Genomic DNA, 25508 nt, shown 5'->3' with positions numbered 1-25508 from the left:
CCATGACAGCCAACGCGACGCCAGACCTCGCCCGCCCGCTGCTGCACCGGACCTTCCGCCTGCAATGGGAAGAGGCGCAGCAGAGCTGGGTGCTGCTCTACCCGGAAGGCATGGTCACCCTCAACGACAGCGCCGCCGCGATCCTGCAGCGCTGCGACGGCGGACATACCCTCGACATGCTGATCGACGACCTGCAGTCCGCATTCGGCGTGCAGGGCATCGCCCCGGAGGTACATGCCTTTGTCAAACATGCGACCGAACGCGGCTGGCTGGTCTGACGCCGTCGCCGCCGCCCTGCCCGACTCCCCCGGCCCGCCGCTGTGGCTGCTGGCCGAGCTGACCTACCGCTGCCCGCTGCACTGCGCCTTCTGCTCGAATCCGGTTGACTATGCCCGGCACACGGCCGAGCTCGACACCGCGCAGTGGTGCGACGTATTCAGCCAGGCACGCGCGCTGGGCGCTGTGCAGCTTGGCCTGTCCGGCGGCGAGCCGCTGCTGCGCCGGGACCTGGAACAACTGGTGCGGCATGCGCATGGCCTGGGCTTCTATACCAACCTCGTCACCTCAGGCGTTGGCCTGACCGACGCCAGGCTCGCGGCGTTGCGCGAGGCCGGGCTGGACCATATCCAGCTGTCCTTCCAGGACTCCACGCGCGAGCTCAACGACTTCCTGTCCAGCACCCGCACTTTCGACCTGAAGCAGCGCGTGGCCCGGATGATCAAGGCGCACGGCTACCCGATGGTGATGAACTGCGTACTGCACCGGCACAACCTGCCGCATGTCGGCACCATCATCGAGATGGCGCTGCAGATGGGGGCGGAATACCTGGAGCTGGCCAATACCCAGTACTACGGCTGGGCATGGGAGAACCGCCTGGCGCTGCTGCCCACGCGCGAGCAGTTGCTGGAGGCCGAGGCCGTGGTCAGGGAATACCGGGCGCGCATCGGCAAGCGGTGCCAGGTCCTGTTCGTGGTGCCCGACTACTTCGAGGACCGGCCCAAGAAGTGCATGAATGGCTGGGGCACGACCTTCCTGGGCGTGGCGCCCGGCGGGACCGCCCTGCCGTGCCATGCGGCGCGCATGCTGCCGGGGCTGGCGCTGCCGAATGTGACGACCCAGGGGTTGCGCGAGATCTGGCGCGACAGCGAGGCGTTCCGCCGCTTTCGCGGCACGGCATGGATGCAGGAACCGTGTCGGTCCTGCGACCACCGGGAGGAGGACTACGGCGGCTGCCACTGCCAGGCCTTCCTGCTGACCGGCGACCCCGCCGCGACGGATCCGGTCTGCGAGCGCTCCGCCGACCACGGCAAGGTCAGCGAGATCGTGCTGCAGGGACGGCTGGCGGCCTTGCATCCGCGTGGCGAAGGCGAGCCGATGGTGTTTCGCAGCGATGGCAACTCCCTGCGCCTGAGCGCTGCGCGCAAGTAAAGAAAGCCCGGCGTGGCTCGCGCCAGCCGGGCTTCCGCCCTTCTCCCTCATTCCTCCCGCGTTCCTACCCTGCGTTCAACACCCACTCCGCGAGCTGCTTCGCCTCCGCCTCGCCAAGATTCCCATGCGCCGGCATCGGCACCGGCCCCCACACCCCCTTGCCGCCTTCGCGGATCTTCCTGGCCAGCCGCCCGGCTGCCTGGTTGTCCCCCTTGTATTTCGCCGCCACTTCGGCGAAGCCCGGCCCCACCAGTTTCGACTGCATGCCATGGCAGGCAAAGCAGCCGTTCTTGTCGGCCAGTGCCTGCATCTCGGCCGCCGTGCCCGCCTGCGCCGCGCAAGGCAGCAGCACCGCCGCCGCCAGCGCCATCCATTCCTTCTTCATACCCTTGTCTCGCTGTTTCGTCCTGCCGGCGCGCCGGCATCGGCATCGCGATGCCGGCGTGCATGCCCATCGACCGGCCCGCGTTCAGCTCTTGTGCAGCTTGAACACCCACACCGATCCGCCCTGCTCCAGGAAATTCACCCGCTTGGCGACTTCCCCGCCCCACAGCGGCACCGCGCCGCCCCAGCCCGACACCACGGCCACGTACTGCTCGCCGTTGTCTTCCCACGTGACCGGCGGCGCCACCACGCCACTGCCGGTCTGGAACTTCCACAATTCCTTGCCGGTCCGGGCGTCGGCGGCCTTCAGATAGCCCTCCGGCGTTCCCCAGAACACCAGGCCGCCGGCAGTGGTCATCGCGCCGCCCCACAGCGGCGCGCCGTTCTTCGCCTCCCAGACGATCTTGCCGGTCTTGGGATTGATCGCGCGCAGCGCGCCGATGTAGTCCTCGTTCAGCGGCTGGATGGTGAAGCCCGCGCCCAGGAAAGCCGCGCCCTTCTTGTAGCTGACTGGCTCGTTCCAGATATCCATGCCCCACTCGTTGGCGGGCACATAGAACAGGCCGGTCTGCGGGCTGTAGGCCATCGGCTGCTGGTTCTTGCCGCCGAGGAAGCCGGGCGCGGCGAACACGGACTTGCCCTTTTTCGCGTCGGCGACGGCGGCCGGGTCGCCGGGACGGCCTTCGCTGATAAAGTCGGGCCGGCCGGTCTTCAGGTCGATGCCGCTGGCCCAGGTGATCTTCCTGACGAAGGGAAAGGCGTTGACCAGCTTGCCGCTGCGCGCGTCGTTGACATAGAAGAAGCCATTGCGGTCGGCCTTGCCGCCCATGCGCTTGCCATCGAGGTCGAAGGTCACGAACTCATTGACGCCGTCGAAGTCCCAGCCATCGTTCGGCGTGTTCTGGTAGTGCCAGACGATCTTGCCGGTGGCCGGATCGATCGCCACCGTCGACGCCGAGTAGAGATTGTCGCCCTTGCGGATATGGCTGTTCCACGGCCCCGGGTTGCCCGTGCCGAAGTACACCAGCCCGGTGGCCGGATCATAGGTGCCGCCCAGCCAGGTGGCAGCGCCGCCGGTCTTCCAGGTCTCGCCAGGCCAGCTGGCGTTCTCGGCGCCGGTCACGCCGATCTCGGTCTTGTTGCCGTCCTTGTCGTACTTGTAGCCCATGTGGCCTTCCACGACCGGGCGCGACCACACCAGTTGGCCGGTTTTGGCATCGCGCGCATCGACGCGGCCGACCACGCCGAATTCGCCGCCCGAGATGCCGGTCAGCACCATGCCCTTGACGATCAGCGGCGCGGCCGTGTACGAGTAGCCGGCCGCGTAGTCCTCCAGCTTTTCCTTCCACACCACCTTGCCGGTCTTCTGGTCCAGCGCCACCAGCTGCGCATCCAGCGTACCGAAGATGACCAGGTTGTCGTAGAGTGCCGCGCCGCGGTTCACCACGTCGCAGCACGGCATGATGCCTTCGGGCAGGCGGTGCTCGTACTTCCACAGCTTGGCGCCGGTCTTCAGGTCGAGCGCGTAGATGCGCGAATACGATGCCGTCACGAACATCTTGCCGTCGTGGATCAGCGGCTGCGCTTCCTGGCCGCGCTGCTTCTCGCCGCCAAACGAGAACGACCACGCCGGCACGAGGTTGCCGACGTTTTTCGTATTGATGCGCGCCAGCGTGGAGTAGCGCTGCCCTTGCGGGCCCATGCCCCACGACAGCACGTCGCCGGGGGTCTTTGCGTCGTTCTCGATCATGGCGTCGGTCACCGCCGCCTGCGCGGCCACGCTGGCCGTAGCGGCCGCGACTGCCGTGGCAACCATCACTGCTCGTAACGTCCTCATTGCCTTCTCCTCTCTTTGTTTTGGTTTCCCACCGGTGCGCCAATGCACCACACACCAGACACGAACACGGCAATTCCCATGCCAATCGGATTGCCGCGCGAGCACGCCGGATGCGGCCGCATTGCGTGCCGGCGGCCGTGTCACCACGCAACACTGCGTTGCACCTGCTCCAGATCTGAACAGCCATCCATGCCGGGCGCGGCACGGTTCAAGCCTGCCCCCGGCGGGCCATGCCGCGCTGCGGGTCGTAGCCGTGCAGCGCCAGTGCAAAGAACACCGCCGCGCAGCCTGCCACCACCGCCAGGCTTACCGGAGCCACCTGCCCGTACAGCGCGAAGCGGATGGCCTCGACCGCATGCGTGAAGGGGTTGAAGCGCGCGAGCTGATAGACGATCTCCGCCCCCGATTCCTGCAGCTTCCACAGCGGATACAGCGCCGAGCTGACAAAGAACATCGGAAAGATCACGAAATTCATGGTGCCGGCAAAGTTCTCGAGCTGGCGCACATGGACCGACAGCAGCAGTCCCAGCGCGCCCAGCATCAGCGCAGCCAGCGCCATGGCGCCGCTTGCAAGCAGCAGGTGCAGCGGCTCGAAGCGGATGCCGAACATCATCGCCACCAGCAGGAACCCGGCCATCTGCAGCAGCGACAGCACCGTGCCCGCCACCAGCTTGCAGCCGAGCAGCCAGCCGCGCGGCAACGGTGCGGTCAGCAGCAGGCGCATCACGCCCATCTCGCGGTCGTACACCATCGCCAGCGACGACTGCATGCCGTTGAACAACGCGATCATGCCGAGCAGCCCGGGCGCCACGTAGACCTTGTATTCGATGTAGGTCTCATACGGCGGCGCGATCGCGACGCCGAGCGCATTCTGGAAGCCGGCCGCGAACACCAGCAGCCACAGCAGCGGCCGCACCAGCGACGACAGCAGGCGCCCGGGCTGGCGCAGGTACTTGCGCAGCTCGCGCCCGCAGACGGCGCGCAGCGCGCGCCAGCGATGGATCAGCACGGTGGCCATGGGTTGCGCCTTACGAGGACGGGGCGCGGCACGGGGTGTCGGCCTCGTCCGCGCCCAGGGTGTCGAGGTTGTTCTTCGGGTGCAGCACGCCTTCCACCGGTGCCACGGCAACGACGCCGTCGGGGTGCGCCAGCATGACCGGCTGGCGCAACTGGCGGTCCCAGTGCCGGAACGACAGCGGCGGGCCCTTGAAGCCGTCCACCACCACCTTGCCGGTGACCAGCGCCTGTGCCTGCGCGGCAAAGCCGGCCTTCGGCTGCCTTGCCACGCTTTCCGCGATCGCCTTGATGGCCACCCATGCGGCCCAGTCGTAGCCCGTCATCGGGCGCCCCGCCGCGCGCGTGAAGCGCCGGTTGAGCTGCGGCCCGCCATTGCGCTCCCAGGCCCAGTGCCAGGCCTGGGCGCCGAGGCCGCTGGCACCCGCCACGGGGCGCGGCAGCTGCGTGGCATAGGGCACGCCGCGGGCAAACTCGCCGTCGGCATCGGCGACCACCACCACGTCGTAGTCGGTGCCGCTGGTCAGCAGGTTCAGGTTGGCCTGATCGCGTTCGTGCGGATCGTTGGACAGCCTGAACGTCCGTTGCGCCGACCACGCGATGCCGAAGCGGCGCGCGGACTGGACCAGCGCGTCGCGCTGCGCCGCGTCGCCCGCCGACGGGCCGCTCAGCAGCAGCGCGCGGCGCCACTTGCGCTGCGCCAGGTACTGCATCAGGGCGTCGGCGCGCATGCGCAGGCTGGGCAGCGTGTGCAGCAGCACGGGCGAACAGGCGGCGCCGCGCAGGTCGTCGTCATGGGCCGAGACGTTGAACAGCAGGGCTTCGCCCGGCCTGACGGCGGCCGCCGCCTGCCGCACCGACGCGGCCGGCAGGTCGAGCAGGATAAAGCGCGTGCCCTGCCGCGCCAGTGCCGCGACCATAGTCCCGACTTCGGCTTCGCTGCGCGCTTCCTGCGCATCGAGCCTGAGCGACTGGCCCATCGCCTCCAAGGCGAAACGCGCCTCCGACGCCGCCACCTGTGCGCCGTCGAGTGCCCGGCCTTGCGGCTGGCCCGGATAGCGCTGCGCGAGGCGGCGGGGTTCATGGCGTGGATCGCCGGCCAGCGACACCACCGCCACGCGCACCTCTGCGGCCTGCACGGTAGCCGCGAGCAGGCCAAATGCGGCGGCAACCGCCTGGCAGCGCGAGCGCAGGCGTTCAGTCATCGATCGCTACCGAGTGCGGCACCCGGCCCGCCCTGAGGGTTGCGATCGCCTTGCCGCTGGCGGCATCCACCACGCTGACATCGTCCGACAGGCCGTTGGCGACATAGAGCCTGGCGTTGTCGCGGCTCAGCGCCAGCCCCCAAGCGCGCCGGCCGACCAGCACATAGTCCAGCACCCGGCGCGACGCCACGTCCACCACCGCCACGTGATTGGCACGCCCGAGCCCGACATAGGCACGCGTGCCGTCGCTGCTGGCCGCCATCCCCACCGGGGTCACATCCCCGGCGCGGAAGCCCCGCGGCGTGAAGTGGATGGTATGGGCCACCTCCAGCGTATCGGTGCGGATCACGCTGACGCTGGCGGACAGCTCGTTCGAGACCCACAACTCCTTGCCGTCGCGCAACAGCAGCAGCCGGCGCGGCCGGTTGCCGACCTGGATATTGCTCACCACCTTGCGCGTGGCCACGTCGATCACGTGGACCAGGTTGGCCACCTCCGAGGTCACGTAGACCCGCTTGCCGTCCGCGCTGACCTTGACGCCCTCCGGCTCCTCGCCCACCTTGACCGCGAACACGCGCCTGCCCGAAGCGGTGTCGTAGGCCGAGAGCAGGCCATCCTCTTCGTTCGAGACATAGAGCATGCGGCCGTCCAGGCTCAGGTCGAACAGCTCAGGGTCGTCGCCCACCGGCAGCGAAGCCAGCGTCTTGCGGCTGGCCACGTCGACCACGTCGACGCGGTGGTCGTCGCTGCAGGCTACATACAGGCGCGCACGATCGGGCGAGAGCTGCAGGTGGCGCGGCCGCTTGCACTGGCGCCACACGGCCAGCTGCTGCCGGCTGCGCGCATCGAAGGCGGCAATGGCATCGTCCTTCTCGCTCGACACGAACACCTGGCCAGTGGCCACGCGCGCCGCTTCGGCCAGCCCGGCGGCCACCAGCAATGCCGTCACCAGCAGCAGCGTGATGGCGAACCACTTGGGCGATGGCATCTTGTTCATGCCGGGACGCTCCTTTCCGTGTTGTTGGCAGAAGTGGCCGGTGCCCGCGTCATGGCCAGGAACGCGCTCTCAACGTCGTCGCGCCCGGCCACGCCGCGCAGCGCCGCCGGCGTGCCGTCGAAGCGCACGGTGCCGCGGTCCAGCACGATCACGCGGTCGGCGTGCTCCACCTCCTGCACCAGGTGCGTGGCCCACAGCACACCGGCTTGCGCCTGCGCGGCGAGCCGCCTGGCAATGCCGACCAGCTGCGCCCGCGAAGCCGGATCGAGGCCCACGGTAGGCTCATCCAGCAGCAGCAGCGCCGGTTCGTGCAGCAACGCTCGCGCCAGCTCCACCTTGCGCCGGTTACCGCCGGATAGCTCGCGCACCGGCGCGCGCGCCCGCGCGGCGAGGCCGAAGTCATCGAGCAGCCGTGCGATGCGCTGCGTGGCGACGCGGCGCGGCAGTCCGTGCAGGTCCGCGTGGAAGCGCAGGTTGGCCAGCACGGGCAGGTCCAGGTCGATGGCCGGCTGCTGGAACACGATGCCCAGGCGCGCCAGCGCGCGCACCGGATCGCGCCGCATGTCGTGATCTTGCCTATCGCTGCCCAGCACCGTCACGCGCCCGGCATCGGCGACGAACAGGCCGGTGAGGACCTGGAACAGCGTGGTCTTGCCCGCCCCGTTGGGCCCGAGCAGCGCCACGAACTCGCCGCGCCGCACTGTGAGCGAGACCCCCTCGAGCGCCACGCGGGCGCCGAAGGCCTTGCGCACGGACTCACAACGCAGCGCCTGCGGTGACTGGGTGGCGGTGATGTCAGCCAATGCCATGCTCCTGGGGATGGTGGTCGGCGTTGGTGGGCGGAGTTCCGGGCCCAGGCCGGAGTGTTTCCCGATACCCGAGGTACAGAACCTGCTCACTCCTCAGCCAGTTCGATTTCAGGTGCCGCCCGATGCAGGCGGCGCCGTGTACGCCCGAGGAGATGCAAGATGCCAGCCAGCCCGTTCCCTGCCGCGCGAAAGCAGGCTTTCCGCCATGCCGCAGCCCGCCGCCGCTGCGCTGCCACGGCCATCGCCATGGCCGCGGGGCTGCTGCTCCAGCGTCCCGCTGTTGCACAACTGGACAGCGCTGCTCAAAAACAGGACAGCGCGGTGCTGCCCGAAGTACTGGTGGTCGCCGCGGCGCCGCTGCCCGGTATCGGCGTCGCCAGCGACCTGGTGCCCTACACCGTGCAGACCGTGCGCGGCGACGAACTGGACGGCACCCGCGCGGGCAACCTGGCCGACTACCTGGCGCGCAACCTGGCCGGCGTCAACGTCAACGACATCCAGGGCAGCCCGTTCCAGAGCGACATCACCTACCGGGGCTTCCGCGCCTCATCGATCCCCGGCGTGCCGCAGGGGCTCTCTGTCTATCTCGACGGCATTCGCGTCAACGAGCCCTTTGGCGACGTGGTCAGCTGGGACATGATCCCGGAGGCCGCGCTCGCCAGCGTATCGCTGGTATCCAGCGGCAATCCGGCCTATGGCCTGAACAGCCTGGGCGGCGCACTGGCCATGACCACCCGCTCCGGGCTGGACTCGCCGGGCTTTACCGCCGACCTGTCCTATGGCAGCGGCAGCCGCAAGCGCGCGGACCTGTCGGGCGGCGTGCGCAACGACAGTGGCTGGCACGCCTTCGCCGCCGGCACGCTGTTCCAGGAGCACGGCTGGCGCGACCAGTCGTCGGGGCGGCTCGGCAACGTGTTCGCCAAGGCCGGTTATGCGGGCGATACGGACAGCGTCGACGTCTCGCTGCTGCACGGCCGCAGCACGCTGACCGGCAACGGGCTGGTGCCGTCCTACCGGGCCGACGGCAGCGCGACGCTGCCCGATATTTATCAATCGAACCGCCGCGCCGTGTATACCTACCCGGACCAGACCCGCAACCAGGTGACCCAGGTTGCCGTCAACGGCCGCCACTGGTTCGACGACAAGACCAGCGCCGCCGCCCTCGCCTACGTGCGCAACAGCCGCCGCGACACCACCAATGGCGACGTCAATCCCGATTACGAGGAATATGCGGAAGCCTGCGAGGACGGCTTCAATGCCGACGGCAGCCCGCGCAGCGGCGACTGCGGCGTGACCCGCGCCGAAGGCGCCGCGCTGCATCCCGCCGTGGTCAACACCACCCATATGCGGCAGCAGACCGTCGGCGTGGCGCTCAGCCTCTCCCGGGAAACCGATCGCCACGTGCTCAACGCCGGCGTCAGCCTGGACCGCAGCCGCCTGACCTATTCCCAGTTCGAGCAGCCCGGCACGTTTACCGCGGACCGCGGCGCCGTGGCCGACCCGGCGGAGCCGAATGCGCTGTTCTCCGGCGTCAGCGGCAACGCGCGCACCTTCGGCGCCTACCTGGCCGACACCTGGTCGCTGACACCCAGCACCTTCCTGACGGCGTCGGCGCGGTGGAATCTCGCCACCGTCAGCAATACGCTGCGCAACAGCGACGGCAGCGAGCAGCCGCGCGAGAACTTTACTTACCGCCGCCTCAATCCCGCGCTGGGGCTGGTGCAGAAGCTGGGCGGCGGCGTCACGGTTTTCGGCGGCTACGCGCAGAACAACCGCGTGCCCACGGTGCTCGAACTCGGCTGCGCCGACCCCGCGCGCCCGTGCCGCCTGCCGGCCGGGCTGCAGGCCGATCCCTACCTGAAGCAGGTGGTCTCGCACGCCTATGAAGCCGGCGTGCGCTGGCGCCCCGGCAAGGACACCGAGGTCACCGCCACGCTCTACCGCATCGACAACCACGACGACATCCTCTTCCTGCGCGCGCCCGACACCCGGCTCGGCTATTTCGCCAACTTCGACCGCACCCGCAACCAGGGGCTCGACCTGAGCGCGCGCCAGCGGGTTGGCGACGTTACGCTGCGGCTGGCCTACAGCTACCTGCAGGCCACCTACCAGGCGGCAGGCCAGCTGGCGGTCGGCGAACGCACCATCGAGATCCAGCCCGGCATGCGCATGGCCGGCCTGCCGCGCCATACGCTCAAGCTTGGCGCCGACTGGCAGCCGCTGGCCGGGCTGACGCTGGGCGCCGACCTGGTCGCCGTGTCCGGCAGCGTCGCCAGCGGCAACGAGGACGGCCTGCGCGGGGATACGCAACCAGGCCAGCCGCCCAAAACCGCCGACTGGCATGTGCCTGGCTACGCCACCGTCAACCTGCGCGCCGCCTACAAGGTGAACAAGCGCTTCGAGGTCTATGCGCGCGTGGCCAACCTGTTTGACCGGCGCTACGAGACCTATGGGCAAGTGGCGAACAACGTCTTTCCCGGCGGCAGCCTGGTGCAGCCGCATGTGGCGCCCGGCGATGCCGCGACGGCGTTGTTCGTGGCGCCGGGGGCGCCGCGCAGCGTCTGGGTGGGGCTGGTGTACCGGATGTAGATGGCCTTCAGGAGGCCGCCTGCAAGCTGCGCCGCCCCCCAGTTTTCGGCCTGCCGTTCGAGGTGCAGGCAGATGAAATCCATCAGCGTGCGAGCGCCGGCCCAGCGAGGCCCCGCGCGCGGGAGAAGGGAGCGTTTGCGCCGGGGTGGTGGCAAGCACCAGCGCTCGCGCGTAATCGCCTCAGAACGAGCGCGGCATCCCCAGGATATGCTCGCCCACGTACGAAAGAATCAGGTTCGTCGAAATCGGCGCCACCTGGTACAGGCGCGTCTCGCGGAACTTGCGCTCGACGTCATACTCCGCCGCGAAGCCAAAGCCGCCGTGGTACTGCAGGCAGGCATTAGCCGCTTCCCACGACGCATCCGCCGCCAGCATCTTGGCCATATTGGCTTCGGCACCGCACGGCTGGTGCGCGTCGAACAACTTTGCCGCCTTGAAGCGCATCAGGTTGGCAGCCTCGACGTTGACGAAGGCCCTGGCGATCGGGAACTGCACGCCCTGGTTCTGCCCGATCGGGCGGCCGAACACCACGCGCTCGTTGACGTACTTGGTCACCTTGTCGATAAACCAGTAGCCGTCGCCGATGCACTCGGCAGCGATCAGTGTGCGCTCGGCGTTAAGGCCGTCGAGAATGTACTTGAAGCCCTTGCCTTCCTCGCCGATCAGGTTCTCGGCCGGAATTTCAAGATTGTCGAAGAACAGCTCGTTGGTTTCGTGGTTGACCATGTTGAGGATCGGCTGGACGGTCAGGCCCTTGCCGATCGCTTCGCGCAGGTCGACGACGAAGATCGACATGCCTTCCGACTTCTTTGTGCACTCGGCCAGCGGCGTGGTGCGCGCCAGCAGGATCATCAGGTCCGAATGCTGCACGCGCGAGATCCACACCTTCTGGCCGTTGACGACGTACTTGTCGCCCTTGCGCACGGCGGTGGTCTTGATCTTTGTCGTGTCGGTGCCCGTGGTCGGCTCGGTCACGGCCATCGACTGCAGGCGCAGTTCGCCGCTGGCGATCCTGGGCAGGTACAGCTTCTTCTGCTCGGCCGAGCCGTGGCGCAGCAGCGTGCCCATGTTGTACATCTGGCCGTGGCAGGCGCCCGAGTTGCCGCCGGCACGGTTGATTTCCTCCATGATCACGGAGGCCTGCGTCAGGCCCAGGCCCGAACCGCCATACTCTTCCGGGATCAGCGCGGCCAGCCAGCCGGCCGCGGTCAGTGCATTGACGAATTCCTCGGGATAGCCCCGCACTTCGTCAACCTTGCGGAAGTACTCCGACGAGAACTGCCCGCACAGGTCGCGCACGGCTTCACGGATTTCCTGGTATTCATCGATTCGGTTCTGCACAGCCTTGTCTCCAACTTGCCGGGGTTAGTTCAGTTCTGCCGACGCGCTCATCGCGAGGGCGCCATCTTCATGGCGGATCCACAGCTCGACGGACTTGCCGTCCGCGCTGCGCTTGCCGCAGACGTATATGCGTTGCGGCACGAAGGTGGGGCGGACACCGCGGAAAGAGAAACTCCTGACCACCGCATCCGGCAGGTTGTTGCGCACCAGTTCCATCAGCAGCATCGCCTGCAGCGGGCCGTGGACGATCAGGTCCGGGTAGTGCTCGACCGCCGTCACGTATTGCTTGTCGTAGTGGATGCGATGGCCGTTAAAGGTCAGCGCGGAGAAGCGGAACAGCAGCACGGGGTCGGTCGCCACCTCCTGGACCCACTCCTCGTCCGTCGGCGCCGGGACCGGTTCCGGTGCGGGCGCGTTGGGCGAGGCGTTCTCGCGGTAGACGATGTCATGCTCTTCCGTGACCGCCAGGCCATCGGGGCCCGAGTACTTGTGCTCGACCGTGACAAAGGCGAGCGACCCGGTGCGGCCGGTCTTGGCGCTCACATCGAGAATGCGCGACACCTTGGAGACCGCATCGCCGACGCGCAGCGGCTGGTGGAACCAGAGCCGGCCACCAGCCCACATGCGGCGCGGCAGCGGCACCGGCGGCAGGAAGCCGCCGCGGCTCGCATGGCCGTCCGCACCCAGCTCGGACTGGCGGTGCAGCGGCAGGAAGTACAGCCAGTGCCAGAGCGGCGCGATGGCCGTGCCGCGGACCGTTACGGGGTTCTCATAGTCCAGCGTTGCCGCCAGGGCCTTGACGGGATAGGCAGTGATCTCGTCATGGCTTTCCGTGGTCCTGCCGATCCATTCCTTCAACTTCACAACGTCCATCACATCTCTCTGGTGTTGATTGCGTGGGTTCCACTATGCGCGCTGCGGCGCTGCGTTCCAATTCGAAAGTTCGGAACGAGCCATTCGCCCGCGCGGAAAGCAGTCTTCAGCCGGCGCGGCCCGCCTGGCGCAGCAGGTCGGCCGCGCGCGCGATCACAGGCGCGTCGACCATCTCGCCATCGAGCTGGAAGGCACCGGGACTCGACTTTGCGCCCTCGATCACACGCGCGGCCCATGCCAGCTGCGCTTCCGACGGGCGATATGCCGTGTTCACCGCCTCGACCTGCGACGGATGGATGCAGAGCTTGGCGCCGAATCCCAGCCGCCGGCCGCGTGTGCTGGCGGCGCGGAGCTCATCGGCATCGGCAATGGAGACCGTCACCCCGTCCACCGGCGGTGCAATGCCCGCGGTCCTTGAAGCCAGCACGAGCATGGAGCGGAAGAACAGTAGCTCCTGGTCGTCGCCCTCGATGCCCAGCTCCGTGCGGAAGTCCACGGTGCCGAAGATCAGGCGCTCCACACCCGGCGCCGCCGCGATCTCCGCCACGCTGGTCATGCCGGCGGCCGTCTCGATCAGGGGCAGCACCTTGATCGCCGGTGGCAGGTGCCGGGTCACCTGCGCGACCTGCGCGGCACTCTCCGCCTTCGGCAACACCACGCCCTGCACGCCAGGTTTCAGGCAGGCGCGCACGTCGTCCTCGAACCAGCGTGTCTGCGTAGCGTTGATGCGTACCAGGCCGGTACCGCCTGCCGCCAGGTAATCGGCGAGCAAGTGCCGGGCGCGGTCCTTGTCTTCTTCCGATACGGCATCCTCGAGATCGAGGATGACCCGGTCGGCGCCCGAGGCGTGAGCCTTGGCAAAGCGCTCCGGGCGGTTGGCCGGGACGAAAAGATAGGAGCGGGCGATAGCGGTGGTTGTCATGGAAACTCTGCTGGCGGGAAGATGGCAAAAACAGAAAAACAGGCGGAAGGAACCGGCGCGGACTAGATCGCGCCCTCCGCATGCAGCCGCGCAACGTCATCGCCGCTGTAGCCGAGCTCGCGCAGGATCGCTTCGCTGTGCTCGCCCAGCGCTGGGATGGCATCCATGCGCGGCTCGAAAGCATTCGACAGGCCAGGCGGCAGCATCGCGGGGATCATGCCCACCGGGGACCGGACCGAGGTCCAGCGCTCGCGTGCCTTGAGTTGCGGATGGTTCCACAGGTCGCGCATGTCGTTCATGCGCGCGTTGGCGATCTGCGCGCGCTCCAGCCGCTCGACCACGTCGTCGATCGTCAGTGCGGCGAAGACCTCGGTAATCACCTGCGTCAGCTCGACCCGGCTCTTCGAGCGCAGGGAGTTGGTGACGAAGCGCTCGTCGCTGGTGAGTTCCGGCCGCTCCAGCACGACACGGCAGAAGGCCTCCCATTCGCGCTGGTTCTGCAGGCCCAGGATGATGGTCTTGCCGTCGCCGGCGGTGAACGGCCCATACGGGAAGATGGTGGCATGCGAGGCGCCGGCGCGCGGCGGCGGCGTGGCGCCGTCGAAGGCGTAGTACAGCGGGAAGCTCATCCACTCGGCCATGCTTTCCAGCATCGACACATCGATATGGGCGCCCTTCCCCGTCTTGCCGCGCTGCAGCAGCGCCGCCAGGATATTGGTGTAGGCATACATGCCGGCCGCGATATCCGCGATCGAGCAGCCCGCCTTGGACGGGCTCTCCGGCGTGCCGGTGATCGAGACGAAACCGGACTCGGCCTGGATCAGCAGGTCATAGGCCTTCTTGTCGCGGTACGGACCGTCGTTGCCATAGCCGGAGATGTCGCAGACGACGATGCCGGGATAGCGCTGCGACAGCGCTTCGTAGGACAGGCCCAGCCGGTCGGCGGCACCCGGTGCCAGGTTCTGCACCAGCACATCGGCCTGGTCCAGGATCTTCTGCAGGATTGCCGGCGCTTCCGGATGCTTCAGGTCCAGCGCCAGGCTTTCCTTCGAGCGGTTGGTCCAGGCGAAGTGCGACGACATGCCGTCGACGCGCTCGTCGTAGCCGCGCGCGAAGTCGCCGACCTTCGGCCGCTCGATCTTGATGACGCGCGCACCCAGGTCTGCCAGCTGGCGGGTACAGAACGGCGCAGCAATCGCATGCTCCAGGGAAACCACGGTAATGCCATCAAGGGGACGCATAGCAGCCTTTTCGTGAAGATTGCGCTCGCACTGCCATCGCGGCACGAACGGCGGGGATCCGGTCGGCGGCCCGCTTCGCTAGTCGCATCGCCAGCCGCTTCGCTGCAAGTCTCGCAGCCCCGGCATGGCCCGTAAATCTCGTTTTCTCGAAGCAGCCGTTCACCCACGCCGAAAGCACCGCCCTGGCGTGCCCGGCAACGGTTTACGCTCCATGCGGCACCTTGATAAAGTTACGCCCAAGGAGCCCCCATGCATTTTGATTTTGCCGACCTGAGGCTGTTTGCGCGCATCGCCGAAGAAGAGAACCTGTCGCGCGGGGCGAGAAAGGCATTTCTGTCGCCCGCGGCGGCCAGCGCGCGACTCAAGGCGCTGGAAGACCAGCTCGGCACCCGGCTTTTCTACCGCGAAAGCAAGGGCCTGGCCCTGACCCCGGCCGGCGAGCGCCTGCTGCGGCATACACGCGTGATCGAACGCCAGTTCGAGCACGTGCGCAGCGAGTTCGAGGAATATTCGAAAGACTCGGTCGGCCATATCCGCATCTTTGCCAACACGACGGCGGTCACCGAGTTCATGCCCGAGGTGCTGGCCCGCTTCATGGCGGAGCGCCCTGCCGTCACCGTTGACCTGCAGGAACGCCTGACGCGGGACATCATCCGCGGGATACTGGACGGCAGCGCGGACCTTGGCATCATCTCCGGACCGCTCAATGCGGAAGGGCTGGAGGTCATCCACTTCAGCACCGACAAGCTGGTGCTGGCCACGCCGGTGGGACATCCGCTGACGCGGAAGAAGAACGTCACCTTCGACGACACGCTCGAATACGAGCATGTCAGCCTGCATGAAGGCAGCACGCTGCATGCGTTCCTGACCGAACTCGTGCGCGACCAGCGCCGCAAGCTGCAGATCCGCATCCAGATCCGCAGCTTCGAAGCGATGTGCCGGATGATCGAAGCCGGCGTCGGCATCGGCGTGGTGCCGTTGTCGGCCGCATTGCGGCATCGCCAGACCATGAAGATCGACATCATCGAGTTGCCCGAGGCCTGGGCGGTACGCGAGCGCGCGGTGATCGTGCGCGAGCTGGACGGCTTGCCCGGGTGCGCGAAGGCGCTGATCGATGAACTGATCGAAGTGGCGCAGGCCGCGGGCGGGAGCCCGGAAGGCGCGCTTTCAAGATGACCCACACCAGGCAGCCTTCTCGCGCCTGGCGGATCGCGAAAGGATTGCCCGAAGCGGCTGGTGCTCGAGGGCGCCTGGCCCGGGGGCAACATGGATCATGTGTGACTGCTCCGGCGACAGCACGCCCGCCGCTTGCAAAGATTTACAAATTGCTCTGGTGCCGGTGCCTTTTGCAGCGGCGCGCCGGTAATCAAGCATCACTTCGCAAGTGCCCTGGCACGGACGGCTTCGACAAACCATGCCACGTCAGTCACTTTCGGCGAAAAACCGTATGCAAGGCGTTGCAGTAGGGTTTCATCGAATGTGTTACTGAATGTAAATGAAGTAACTTGATTGCATGTTGTTCCGCCGACTTTGCAAGGTCGGTAGCCCTGAGCAGTGGGGACGTCATGCAGCATTCCAATCGATTCGCGTGCGGCCTGAGCGGCACGCTCGCATCCGGCCACAGCAGCCGGAACAGCCGTCCCGGCAAGACGCCCGCTATCCGCGCTCAGGCAATTCGTCACCGACGGCACTTCGGCCGTGCCCAGCGCCTCACCACGGCGCTTCAACGCCCGCCTACCGCCTGCCGACCTGCGTTACAAGCCTGCCGTCCGCCGCTTTGCCTTGAGCGAAGTCGCTCCTGCAGCTGTCCGGCGCACCCTGTGCGCTGAAGCGATCGCGGCATCGCGCCAGCAAGAGGCCCGGTTTGCCGGACCCGGCCTTGGATCAACGCGGCAACCATATTTTCGGAAGGCAGGGATTGCCATGGCGCTCTATGCTCTGCGTGAACTCACGCTGCAGTCGGTCGGGCCGCTCGGGGCCATGATCGAAGCGGGTCAGCGTGCCGTCGATTTCTGGGGCGAGTCCATCGCGTGGCTGCCCGGGATGCGCGAGGCCGGTGCCGCGCTTGATTTGTTTACCCGGCTGACCAGGTCCTACGGGAAGCCTCGCTTCGCCATCGACGAGGTCATCGTGTGCGGTCAACAGGTGCCGGTTACCGATACCGTGCTGATCGAGGCGCCCTTCTGCCGGCTGCTGCATTTCAGGAAGGACATGCCAAGCCCCGGTCCCCGCGTGCTGCTGGTGGCGCCGCTCTCGGGCCACTACGCCACGCTGCTGCGCCCGACGGTCGAAGCCTTGCTGCCCGGGCATGATGTCTACATTACCGACTGGGCCGACGCGCGCCTGGTCCCGCTCGATGCGGGCGGCTTTGACCTTGGCAATTACGTCGATTACCTCAAGCAGTTCATGCGATACCTCGGCGCCGGCACGCATATCGTGGCGGTATGCCAGCCAGGGGTTCCGGTGCTCTGTGCGGCCGCCCAGATGGCGGAGGACAACGAGCACGCCCAACCGTGCTCCATGACGCTGATCGCCGCGCCGATCGACACCCGCGTCAGCCCGACGGCGGTCAACCGGTTCGCGCAAAGATATTCGCTGCCATGGTTCGAGTCGAATGTCATCGAACGCGTACCCGACAGTTACCCGGGACGGGGGCGCAAGGTTTATCCCGGCTTCCTGCAGCTTGCTGGCTTCGTCTCGATGAACGTCGCACGCCACGCCGGCGCGCACCTTGACTATTACCGCCACCTGGTCGATGGCAGGCAGCACGAGGCCGCCAGGCATCGCCAGTTCTATGACGAGTACAACGCCGTGCTCGACGTGCCGGCCGAGTACTACCTGGAAACCATCCGGAAGGTTTTCCTGGAGCATCACCTGTGCCGCGGCTGCATGGAGGTTGGCCAGCGCCGCGTCTGCCCCGAGGCCATCACGAACGTGTCACTGCTGACCATCGAAGGCAGCGAGGACGACATCACCGGCCGGGGCCAGACCGAAGCGGCCCACGCACTCTGCACAGGCATTGCCAATGACCGCAGAGCGCACCTGGTCGTTGACGGCGTGGGTCACTACGGGACGTTCGCCGGCCAGGGATTCCGGCAATCCATCCTGCCGGCCATTTCGCAGTTCATCCAGCGGTGTGCGGACTGAGCGCAATGTCACAGCCTGGAAGCGAGGTGCGGACCTCTAACCTTTGCCCGCATGCCTTTTTCGTGCGGCCGTGATGAAAATCATTTGGTTAGAGCTTCTGCGCGCGTATGCTGGAACTGCCATCTTGGCAAGCAACGCACCAGGAGCAATCATGGCAAAGAGTCAACTACGCAGCACTCGCGAACCGAAAAAACCCAAGCAGCCCAAGAAGCCGCCAGTGCCGGCAACCCCGTTCAGCATGGTTCATTCGAGGGTCGGAAACGAAGGTGTCGCCAAGAAGAAGACATAAATCGGTTGGCCGCACAGACGCGGCACATGACACGCAACTTGTATGGCACTTGCCTTCCCCAACCCCAGCCGCAGCTATGATGCATCCAGGCATGGCGTGTGGTTCTGGGGTTATGACAACGCACGCGAAATTAGCTTCCTTGTGGACGACCGCGTACTGCTGAGTTTCGACTCCGCGCCCTGTTCCGACGAAGCCGGGGTGCTGGCCTCCTTTGACCGGCATCGCGATGAGATTCTGAAGATCGCCATGGCGCTCTATGCCGAGGGGCAGCAGACTCTCTACGTGCTGCACTGAGGAGCCTGCTAATGCGCGCCTGCCGGCAAGCCCCCGCTGCCGCCAGGGCTGCCGCGGTCTGGCTGCTGGTGGCGGCCATGGCCGCCGGGGCCTGGCTGCTGCCGCGCATCGCGCAGCCGCCGCAGTATCATCGTTTTGCCGATCCTTACGCCTGCTTCGGCACGCCCCACTGCCTCGACATTGGCTCGAACCTGCTGTTCCTGCTCGCGGGCGCGGCCGGCCTGCGCTATCTCGGTGCGAGCGCCTCCAGCCGAGCTTTTATCGCACCCGTTGAGGCCTGGCCTTACCGGGTGCTTTTTCTCGCCGTCTTCCTCGTGGGGCTGGGCTCGGGTTACTACCACCTGGCCCCGGACAACCAGCGGCTGGTGTGGGACCGGGCACCGCTGGCGCTCGCGCTGATGGCCTGGCTGGGCGCCAACGTGTGCGAGCGCGCCAGCCTGAAGGCCGGCTTGCGGCTGCTGCCGCTGCTGCTGATCGCGGGGCCGGCCAGCGTCGGCTACTGGGCATGGAGCGAAGCCCGCGGCAGCGGAGACCTGCGCCCTTACCTCCTGGTCCAGGCCTGCGCCATGCTGGTGGTGCCGCTACTGCTCTGCCTCTATGCACCGCGCTACACTGGCGACCGGGATGTGCTGGCCATCACCGGCGGCTATGCGCTGGCCCTGGCTTGCGATGTACTGGACCACCAGATCGCCGCGCTGACGGGACTGGTCAGCGGGCACACGCTCAAGCACGTGATCGCAGCGCTGGCCGTGTATGGCGTCTTGCTTAGGCTGAAGCGGCGCCGCATCCTGGAGGAAGGGACATGACGGTACCCGAACCGCCTGAAAGCGCGCTTCAGGAGAAACATGCCATGACGGCAAGCGAAAACCCCTCTCCGGCAACATATCCTGGTCGCTACTGGCATTTCCTGGACGACGGCCGCATGCAATGCGACCTGTGTCCGCGCCATTGCCGCCTGCATGACGAGCAGCGCGGCGCCTGCTTCGTGCGTCAGCGGGTTGGCGGCCGGATGCTGCTGACCGCCTATGGCCGCTCATCCGGCTTCTGCATCGACCCGATCGAAAAGAAGCCGCTCCACCACTTCTACCCAGGCAGCGCCGTCCTGTCGTTCGGCACGGCAGGCTGCAACCTGGCCTGCAAGTTCTGCCAGAACTGGGACATCAGCAAATCGCGTGAAATGGAGACACTGGCCGTGGCAGCCATGCCCGAAGCCATTGCCGAAGCGGCGGCGGCCCATGACTGCAAGAGCGTGGCTTTCACCTATAACGACCCGGTGATTTTCGCCGAATACGCGATGGACGTTGCCGATGCCTGCCGCGAACTGGGCATCATGGCGGTGGCGGTAACCGCCGGGTATATCGGCGAGCAGGCACGACGCGATTTCTATGGCCGGATGGACGCGGCAAACGTCGACCTGAAGGGCTTTACCGACGCGTTCTATGTTGCATTCACGGGCGCACATCTGCAGCCTGTGCTGGATACGCTCCTGTACCTGAAGCACGCGACCAAAGTCTGGTTCGAGATCACAACCCTGCTGATTCCCGGCAAGAACGACAGCGATGAGGAAATCCGCGCGGAGGCCCGGTGGATCGCGAGGGAACTTGGCACCGACGTCCCGCTGCACTTTACGGGGTTTCATCCCGACTACAAGATGCGCGACGTGCCGCCGACGCCGTTCTCCACGCTGGCGCATGCCCGCAAGCTCGCGATCGATGAGGGGCTGCGTTACGTGTACACCGGCAACGTCCACGACAGGGAAGGCGCAACCACCTACTGCCCCGCCTGCCGCGCACCGCTGATCGTGCGCGACTGGCATGCGATCGAGAGCTATCGCCTCACGCCAACCGGAACCTGCCCCGACTGCTTTGAGCCGGTTGCCGGTTGCTTCGGGCATTTCGAGCATCACTTCGGGCGGCGCCGGATTCCCGTGCACATCGGAACGTAGCCCAGTGGTGCAGCGCTGACGGCCCATGCCAGCAAACCTCTCTCCCGAGTACAAACAGGCCGAGCAGGCCTATCGGCTGGCGCGCCAGCCGCGTGAGCAGCTCGAGTGCCTGAAGGAGATGCTCCGTGTCATTCCCAAGCACAAGGGGACGGAGCGCCTGCAAGCCGATATCAAATCGCGGATCAGGGAACTGACCCACGAATCCGCGGGCCACGGGAAGGCGGCTCGCAAGGGGCCGTCACATGCGGTGCATGCCGAAGGCGCGGCCCAGCTCTGCCTGATCGGCCCGTCCGGCGCGGGAAAATCCAGCCTGCATGCGCAGCTGACAGGATCGGGCAGCGAGGCCGGGCCCTATCCTCACCCAACCCAGTTTCCGGTCCCCGCCATGTTGCCGTTCGAGGACATTGCATTCCAGCTCGTGGACCTGCCACCTGTCTCAGCCGAATTCATGCAACCCGGGATCACCGACATGGTGCGGGTGACAGACGGCGTGCTGCTCGTGGTCGACCTGAGTGCGCCCGACTGTACGGAACAGCTGGCGCTGATTCTCCGGCGACTCGCCGAAGCCAGGATCAACCTGTCGGAGCGCTGGCCAGGCGAGGCGGACAGCCCTGCCGCATCGGCCGCATCGCCGGCGTCGGCGCCTGACCCGTTCAGTGTCCACCTCCCTGCACTGCTGCTGGCCAACAAGGCCGATCTCGCCAGCCCCGACGACGCGGCCGTGCTCGAAGACCTGCTCGGCGTACATTTTCCGGCGCTCGCAACCTCGGCAACCCGCGGACAAGGACTGGCCGAAATCGGTCCGTTTCTTTTCAGGGCCCTGGGCATTGTGCGTGTTTACACCAAGGCCCCCGGGAAACCCGTCGAGCAGAGTCGGCCGTTTACGATGCGCCGCGGCGACACCGTACTGGATGTCGCCCTGCGGGTGCACCCGGATCTCGCGCGTACGTTCAAATTCGCCCGCATCTGGGGGAGCGGCAAGTTCAGCGGGCAGCAGGTGGGCGCCGATCATCCGGTCGCCGATCGGGACGTCGTGGAACTGCATGCATAGGCGCATCGCCGGCCAAAAGCCTGCGCCCCTTGGCAGAGTGGATCAGGCTGCGCGCGGCGGCACAGCCGGATTCACGTTGACCTGTTCGTCGGCCGCCCTATAATCAACCTGCTGGCTGAGAGGCGCTTTGACAAGGCGAAGGCAGGTCAGCGAAACGATCATGTTTCCTGGATGGTTTGCTGGTTGAAGCGTGATCGTGCAGGCGAAATACGCCTGCAGGTCCGAGCCGGATCATGAGTTGCTGACCCGGTTCGGACGCCCCCTGGTGGCTGAAAAGGCTGAAAGGGCGGAAAGCGCCGAGCACCTGCAGAAGGTGCTTTTTTGTTGGGTGTTCCCTAGATATCGGGAGCCAGCAGCACTCCGCTTTTCACGGTGTGGATCAGCGCAAGGCGATCTTCGACAGCCTTGCGCAGGACTTCCCGTCCCCTGAACGGATCCGTCAGGTAACTGGCGTACTGGCTTGCCCGGATCTGCACCTTGAGGCTCATCATCGTCGATCCGCTCTCCGGCCATGTCACCATGAATGCCGGATGTCCGTCCGCGCATTCAACGAAAGCCGTGTCAGGAGACGCAAAACAGGAGTCAGCACCCTGGGCCAGGAACTGGAGATCCTTGTCCTTGAACTCGTAAGTTGCCATGTCTTTCTCCCATCGCGCGGAAGACCGTGGCGTGGACGTCATCAGCGCGGGCAGCAGCCGCCTCCGCTCATTCCCATGTTAATACGCCTGGAGCATCCCGGGAGGCGTGCCGGCGCGCGCGGCCGGCACTGCCCCCCGTCAGTCGAGTTCGATGTTCGCGCGCGCTCAGTCGGCCTCGACCTTCATGGTCTTCAGCAGCGGCTGCCACTTGTCGCTTTCGGCCTTGAGCCAGGTCTTCAGCCCCTCCGGCGTCTGCTTGTCTGCGGGCACGATCTCGGCGCCCAGGTCATCGAGGCGCTTGGCCACCACCGGATCCTTCAGCGCCTGCTGCAATGCCTTGGTCAGCCGCGCCACCACGGTCGGCGGCGTGCCCTTGGGCGCGTACACGCCATGCCAGACCTTCATCGAAAAGCCCTTCAACCCGCCCTCCTGCAGCGTCGGCGCATTAGGCAGCGCCTTGATGCGGTTGGGTGTGGTCACGCCATACAGCTTGACGCGGTTGGCGTTGATATGCGGCAGCGTCGAGGTGGTCTGGTCGCACAGCAGGTCGACCTGGCCGCCCAGCAGGGCAGTCATCGCGGGACCCGTTCCCTGGTAAGGGACAGCCGTCATCTTGACGTGCACCGCTTCCTCGAACAACAGGCCGCACAACTGCGACACCGCGCCGAGGCCGGCATTGGCCAGCGACACCTTGTCCTTGTTCTGCGCTACGTACTTCACCAGTTCAGCCGCGTTGGCGGGCGGCAGGTCCTTGCGGCCGAGCAACGTCATCGGCACATCGGCAACCTGGCCGATATATTCGAAATCCTTCAGCGGACTGTAGGACAGCTTCTTGTACAGCGCCGGCGCGGTGGCCATGCCGTTGTGATGGATCAGGATGGTGTAGCCATCAGGCTGCGCGCGCCACGAACGCCGCCGCGACGGTCCCGCCGGCGCCCAGGCGGTTTTCCACCACCACGCTCTGGCCCAGGTCCCTGGCCATCGCCTGGCCGAGTGCCCGCGACACGACATCGGTGGGTCCGCCTGCGGAGAACGGCACCACCAGCGTGATCGGCTTCGACGGAAAGGCATCCGCAGCCTGCGTCCCGCCGGCGAGCGCCAGGCCCAGCGCTCCGACCACCATCCATTGCCAACCCTTGCCCTGCACTGCTTGCGTCACCATCGTTGCCGTCTCCATGCTGCCGGCACCTGTGCGCCGGTCGGTTATCGATCGGCGCCAGATTGCAGCACAAGGCTACGGCTGGCTATCCGGATTTCCCGAACGGACCATATGGCAAAACCGAATGCAGGGATGACTTCGAGGGACTGGCAGGCACGCAGCGGCGGCAAGCCGCGCATGGCAGAGCTTACCGGCAGGCGCGCGGCTCTTTCGCCCGGATGCGCCCAAGCGCCTTGAGGAAACGGTAACCCTGGAGCGTGACCTGCGGCCGGCTGACACTGGGCCCGACCCGTTCGAGCGTTATCAGCTGGTGCGCGAGCAGCGCTTCCACATCGGTCCGGTCCAGCTCGGGCGGGTCGCTGCTGTCGTTGACAAGGACCAGGGTGGCAAACTCGTGATGACTCAGCACAGGCGTCTCCTCGGCAAACATGGGTAGTGTGTTGCAACGGGACTGCGCTAGCGCCCTCTGTGGTCCGGTCTGGTGGTGCAGACCCTGTTTTCCGGGGCGCCTAGATTGGCTGGCGACGCTTACCGTTCGCGCCGCGAAAGTCCATGTTAGTCGGTCACCCGGGACTGTTCAATGCCGGATGCAGAACGAAGAGCCGCTGCATTATCCTCACATTGCCCTGCCAGTCGGCGCTCGCGCCGCGGTGCAACATGGAGATGCGGCGGCAATGTCCGACCGGTTAGTCGGTATGCGAATTCCCGCCGCGCCCGCGCAGCGCCGGCAGCCTGCGCCAATGAAAGACAGTAGCCTCAGCCATGCACACGACACCCTTCATTGCCATCGGCAAACGACTTGCGCCGCCGCGCTTCCTGGTGTGCGGCGCGATCCTGATCGTCGCGACCGGCGCGGCGGCAGCACTCGGCGCGCAGCTGCGCATCGCGCTGCTGATCGGCTTCGATTTCGCCGCGCTGGTCTTCCTTGGCGCCGCGCTGCCGCTGTTGCGCGCCGATGCCGCTACGATGCGGAGCACCGCAGAACACAACGACGCCAACCGGCCCGCATTGCTGGCAATCACCGTGCTGCTGTCGATGGTCATCCTGGTGGCGATCGGCACGCTGGTCGCGCGCCCCGGGACGCCGCACTGGCTCGACGTCGCGCTGATCGTCGCCACGCTGGTCCTGTCCTGGCTCTTCGCCAATACTGTCTTCACGCTGCACTATGCGCATCTCTTCTACCTGCAGTCGCCCACCGGCGACCGGCGCGGACTGGAAGTGCCCGGCGTGCGGGAACCCGGCTACTGGGACTTCCTGTATTTCAGTTTCACGCTGGGCATGACGTTCCAGACGTCGGACATCACCATTCACGGCGCGCATATGCGCAGGGTGGTGCTGGCGCACTGCATGGCCGCGTTCCTGTTCAACATGGGGATCCTGGCGTTCACCGTGAACGCCCTCGGCGGCTTGTAGCACGGGTGGTCCGGCGTTCATCTGTCTGACATATACGCCCGCCAGAATCCGTGACGTCATTCAAGCCACGGAGTCGTCATGACCCACACAATTGAAGTCCGCGGGCTTTCCAAATCGTTCCGCGCGGACCGCAAGGCGCTTGACGAGGTCACGCTTAGCGTTGCCCCCGGCGAAATGGTTGCACTGCTGGGCGCCTCGGGATCGGGCAAGTCTACGCTGCTGCGCCACATGGCCGGCTTTGTCACCGCCGATGCCGGCGAGATCCTGGTCAACGGCCGCCCGGTGCAGCGCAATGGCCGCCTGGCCCGCAACGTGCGCCAGGTGCGCGGCGAAATCGGCTTCGTCTTCCAGCAGTTCAACCTGGTGGGCCGGTTGCCGGTGATCACCAATGTGCTGGTCGGCATGCTGGCCCGCATCCCGAAATGGCGCAGCCTGTTCCGCATCTTCAAGGCCGATGAACTGCGTGCCGGGCTCGATGCACTCGCCCAGGTTGGTATAGACGACTATGCGTTTCAGCGCGCCTCGACGCTGTCGGGCGGCCAGCAGCAACGCGCGGCGATTGCACGCACGCTGGTGCAGAACGCGCGCGTGATCCTGGCCGACGAACCGATCGCCTCGCTCGACCCGGAGTCGTCGCGCCGCGTGATGTCGCTGCTCACCCAGATCAACCGCACGCGCAAGGTGGCGGTGGTGGTATCGCTGCACCAGGTGGACGTGGCCATGCGCTACTGCCCGCGCGTGGTGGCGCTGCGCCACGGCAAGGTGGTCTATGACGGTCCCTCGGCGGCGCTGACGTCGGCCATGCTGCGCGACCTGTACGGCACCGAGGCCGACGAGCTGCTGCACGATGCCGCAACGGATGCCGACGAACCCGCCGCGGCAATGCCCGCGCCCGCGATGGTCACCATGAACCTGGCGGCCGCCTGAGCGCC

General features: G+C 66.6%; 23 protein-coding genes and 1 pseudogene. 11 read left to right on the top strand and 13 right to left on the bottom strand.

The window, feature by feature from the left end; translation table 11 throughout:
• Nucleotides 1-2: 2 nt before the first annotated feature.
• Together pqqD and pqqE are read left to right on the top strand one after the other, a co-directional pair.
• Nucleotides 3-278 (top strand): pyrroloquinoline quinone biosynthesis peptide chaperone PqqD, encoded by a 276-nt coding sequence (gene pqqD / locus E0W60_RS17925; RefSeq protein WP_135706257.1) that lies wholly within the window; start codon nt 3-5, stop codon nt 276-278.
• Nucleotides 250-1428, top strand: a complete 1179-nt coding sequence (gene pqqE / locus E0W60_RS17920; RefSeq protein WP_135706256.1) for a pyrroloquinoline quinone biosynthesis protein PqqE — start codon at nt 250-252, stop codon at nt 1426-1428. Before pqqD ends, pqqE begins: the two co-directional genes overlap by 29 nt.
• Before the next feature lie 64 nt (nt 1429-1492).
• On the opposite strand, the gene E0W60_RS17915 is transcribed toward pqqE, so the two are convergent.
• From E0W60_RS17915 to E0W60_RS17890, 6 genes are all read right to left on the bottom strand, one after another.
• On the bottom strand, nt 1493-1813 hold the full coding sequence (locus E0W60_RS17915) for a c-type cytochrome (RefSeq protein WP_135705113.1): 321 nt from the start codon (nt 1811-1813) through the stop codon (nt 1493-1495).
• Between the two features lie 84 nt (nt 1814-1897).
• On the bottom strand, nt 1898-3649 hold the full coding sequence (locus tag E0W60_RS17910) for a PQQ-dependent methanol/ethanol family dehydrogenase (RefSeq protein ID WP_135705112.1): 1752 nt from the start codon (nt 3647-3649) through the stop codon (nt 1898-1900).
• Nucleotides 3650-3857: 208 nt separating this feature from the next.
• Complete coding sequence (locus tag E0W60_RS17905; RefSeq protein WP_133098317.1) at nt 3858-4667, bottom strand: ABC transporter permease; 810 nt, start codon at nt 4665-4667, stop codon at nt 3858-3860.
• A gap of 10 nt (nt 4668-4677) precedes the next feature.
• Entirely contained in the window at nt 4678-5868 is a 1191-nt protein-coding gene (locus tag E0W60_RS17900) for an ABC transporter substrate-binding protein (protein ID WP_135705111.1), read from the bottom strand.
• Nucleotides 5861-6865, bottom strand: a complete 1005-nt coding sequence (locus E0W60_RS17895) for a PQQ-dependent catabolism-associated beta-propeller protein (protein ID WP_135705110.1) — start codon at nt 6863-6865, stop codon at nt 5861-5863. The genes E0W60_RS17900 and E0W60_RS17895 overlap by 8 nt, the downstream gene beginning before the upstream one ends.
• Complete coding sequence (locus tag E0W60_RS17890; RefSeq protein WP_135705109.1) at nt 6862-7674, bottom strand: ATP-binding cassette domain-containing protein; 813 nt, start codon at nt 7672-7674, stop codon at nt 6862-6864. The genes E0W60_RS17895 and E0W60_RS17890 overlap by 4 nt, the downstream gene beginning before the upstream one ends.
• Before the next feature lie 159 nt (nt 7675-7833).
• Here E0W60_RS17890 and E0W60_RS17885 point away from each other — a divergent pair, with 159 nt between their 5' ends.
• On the top strand, nt 7834-10263 hold the full coding sequence (locus E0W60_RS17885; RefSeq protein WP_135705108.1) for a TonB-dependent receptor: 2430 nt from the start codon (nt 7834-7836) through the stop codon (nt 10261-10263).
• Nucleotides 10264-10443: 180 nt separating this feature from the next.
• Here the strand turns inward: E0W60_RS17885 and E0W60_RS17880 are convergent, their stop codons facing one another.
• The 4 genes from E0W60_RS17880 to E0W60_RS17865 all read right to left on the bottom strand — a co-directional run bounded on the left by E0W60_RS17880 (nt 10444) and on the right by E0W60_RS17865 (nt 14640).
• Entirely contained in the window at nt 10444-11604 is a 1161-nt protein-coding gene (locus E0W60_RS17880; protein ID WP_135705107.1) for an acyl-CoA dehydrogenase family protein, read from the bottom strand.
• Nucleotides 11605-11628: 24 nt separating this feature from the next.
• Nucleotides 11629-12477 carry an FAS1-like dehydratase domain-containing protein gene (locus tag E0W60_RS17875; protein WP_135705106.1) on the bottom strand — a complete coding sequence of 283 codons (849 nt, stop codon included), beginning with the start codon at nt 12475-12477 and terminating at the stop codon, nt 11629-11631.
• 106 nt (nt 12478-12583) lie between these two features.
• Nucleotides 12584-13399 carry an HpcH/HpaI aldolase/citrate lyase family protein gene (locus E0W60_RS17870; RefSeq protein ID WP_135705105.1) on the bottom strand — a complete coding sequence of 272 codons (816 nt, stop codon included), beginning with the start codon at nt 13397-13399 and terminating at the stop codon, nt 12584-12586.
• A 62-nt stretch (nt 13400-13461) separates the two neighbouring features.
• Complete coding sequence (locus tag E0W60_RS17865; RefSeq protein WP_135705104.1) at nt 13462-14640, bottom strand: CaiB/BaiF CoA transferase family protein; 1179 nt, start codon at nt 14638-14640, stop codon at nt 13462-13464.
• 249 nt (nt 14641-14889) lie between these two features.
• Here E0W60_RS17865 and E0W60_RS17860 point away from each other — a divergent pair, with 249 nt between their 5' ends.
• The 6 genes from E0W60_RS17860 to E0W60_RS17835 all read left to right on the top strand — a co-directional run bounded on the left by E0W60_RS17860 (nt 14890) and on the right by E0W60_RS17835 (nt 21366).
• Nucleotides 14890-15816, top strand: coding sequence for a LysR family transcriptional regulator (locus E0W60_RS17860; RefSeq protein ID WP_133098308.1), 927 nt, complete (start codon nt 14890-14892; stop codon nt 15814-15816).
• A 747-nt stretch (nt 15817-16563) separates the two neighbouring features.
• Nucleotides 16564-17787: a polyhydroxyalkanoate depolymerase gene (locus E0W60_RS17855; RefSeq protein WP_135705103.1), complete on the top strand. Its 1224-nt coding sequence runs from the start codon at nt 16564-16566 to the stop codon at nt 17785-17787.
• Nucleotides 17788-18118: 331 nt separating this feature from the next.
• On the top strand, nt 18119-18370 hold the full coding sequence (locus E0W60_RS17850; RefSeq protein ID WP_133098306.1) for a DUF1488 domain-containing protein: 252 nt from the start codon (nt 18119-18121) through the stop codon (nt 18368-18370).
• A gap of 11 nt (nt 18371-18381) precedes the next feature.
• Nucleotides 18382-19176, top strand: a complete 795-nt coding sequence (locus tag E0W60_RS17845) for a hypothetical protein (RefSeq protein WP_135705102.1) — start codon at nt 18382-18384, stop codon at nt 19174-19176.
• A complete protein-coding gene (amrS, locus tag E0W60_RS17840; protein WP_240745952.1) occupies nt 19173-20315 on the top strand; it encodes an AmmeMemoRadiSam system radical SAM enzyme in 1143 nt (380 codons plus the stop codon). The genes E0W60_RS17845 and amrS overlap by 4 nt, the downstream gene beginning before the upstream one ends.
• A 25-nt stretch (nt 20316-20340) precedes the next feature.
• On the top strand, nt 20341-21366 hold the full coding sequence (locus E0W60_RS17835) for a TGS domain-containing protein (RefSeq protein WP_135705101.1): 1026 nt from the start codon (nt 20341-20343) through the stop codon (nt 21364-21366).
• Between the two features lie 335 nt (nt 21367-21701).
• Here the strand turns inward: E0W60_RS17835 and E0W60_RS17830 are convergent, their stop codons facing one another.
• The 3 genes and pseudogenes from E0W60_RS17830 to E0W60_RS17820 all read right to left on the bottom strand — a co-directional run bounded on the left by E0W60_RS17830 (nt 21702) and on the right by E0W60_RS17820 (nt 23593).
• Entirely contained in the window at nt 21702-22004 is a 303-nt protein-coding gene (locus E0W60_RS17830; protein WP_133098303.1) for a hypothetical protein, read from the bottom strand.
• A 165-nt stretch (nt 22005-22169) separates the two neighbouring features.
• Nucleotides 22170-23127 (bottom strand): annotated as a pseudogene (locus E0W60_RS17825) (tripartite tricarboxylate transporter substrate-binding protein).
• Between the two features lie 223 nt (nt 23128-23350).
• Nucleotides 23351-23593 (bottom strand): hypothetical protein, encoded by a 243-nt coding sequence (locus tag E0W60_RS17820; RefSeq protein WP_218959717.1) that lies wholly within the window; start codon nt 23591-23593, stop codon nt 23351-23353.
• A gap of 332 nt (nt 23594-23925) precedes the next feature.
• Between E0W60_RS17820 and E0W60_RS17815 the strand changes: the two genes are divergently transcribed.
• Nucleotides 23926-24576 carry a DUF1345 domain-containing protein gene (locus E0W60_RS17815; protein WP_135705100.1) on the top strand — a complete coding sequence of 217 codons (651 nt, stop codon included), beginning with the start codon at nt 23926-23928 and terminating at the stop codon, nt 24574-24576.
• A gap of 78 nt (nt 24577-24654) precedes the next feature.
• Nucleotides 24655-25503, top strand: coding sequence for a phosphonate ABC transporter ATP-binding protein (phnC, locus tag E0W60_RS17810; RefSeq protein WP_135705099.1), 849 nt, complete (start codon nt 24655-24657; stop codon nt 25501-25503).
• Nucleotides 25504-25508: the final 5 nt, after the last annotated feature.

This window comes from Cupriavidus oxalaticus (assembly GCF_004768545.1).
GTDB classification, from domain to species: Bacteria; Pseudomonadota; Gammaproteobacteria; order Burkholderiales; family Burkholderiaceae; genus Cupriavidus; species Cupriavidus oxalaticus_A.
This window is presented reverse-complemented; position numbering and strand designations above follow the sequence as displayed.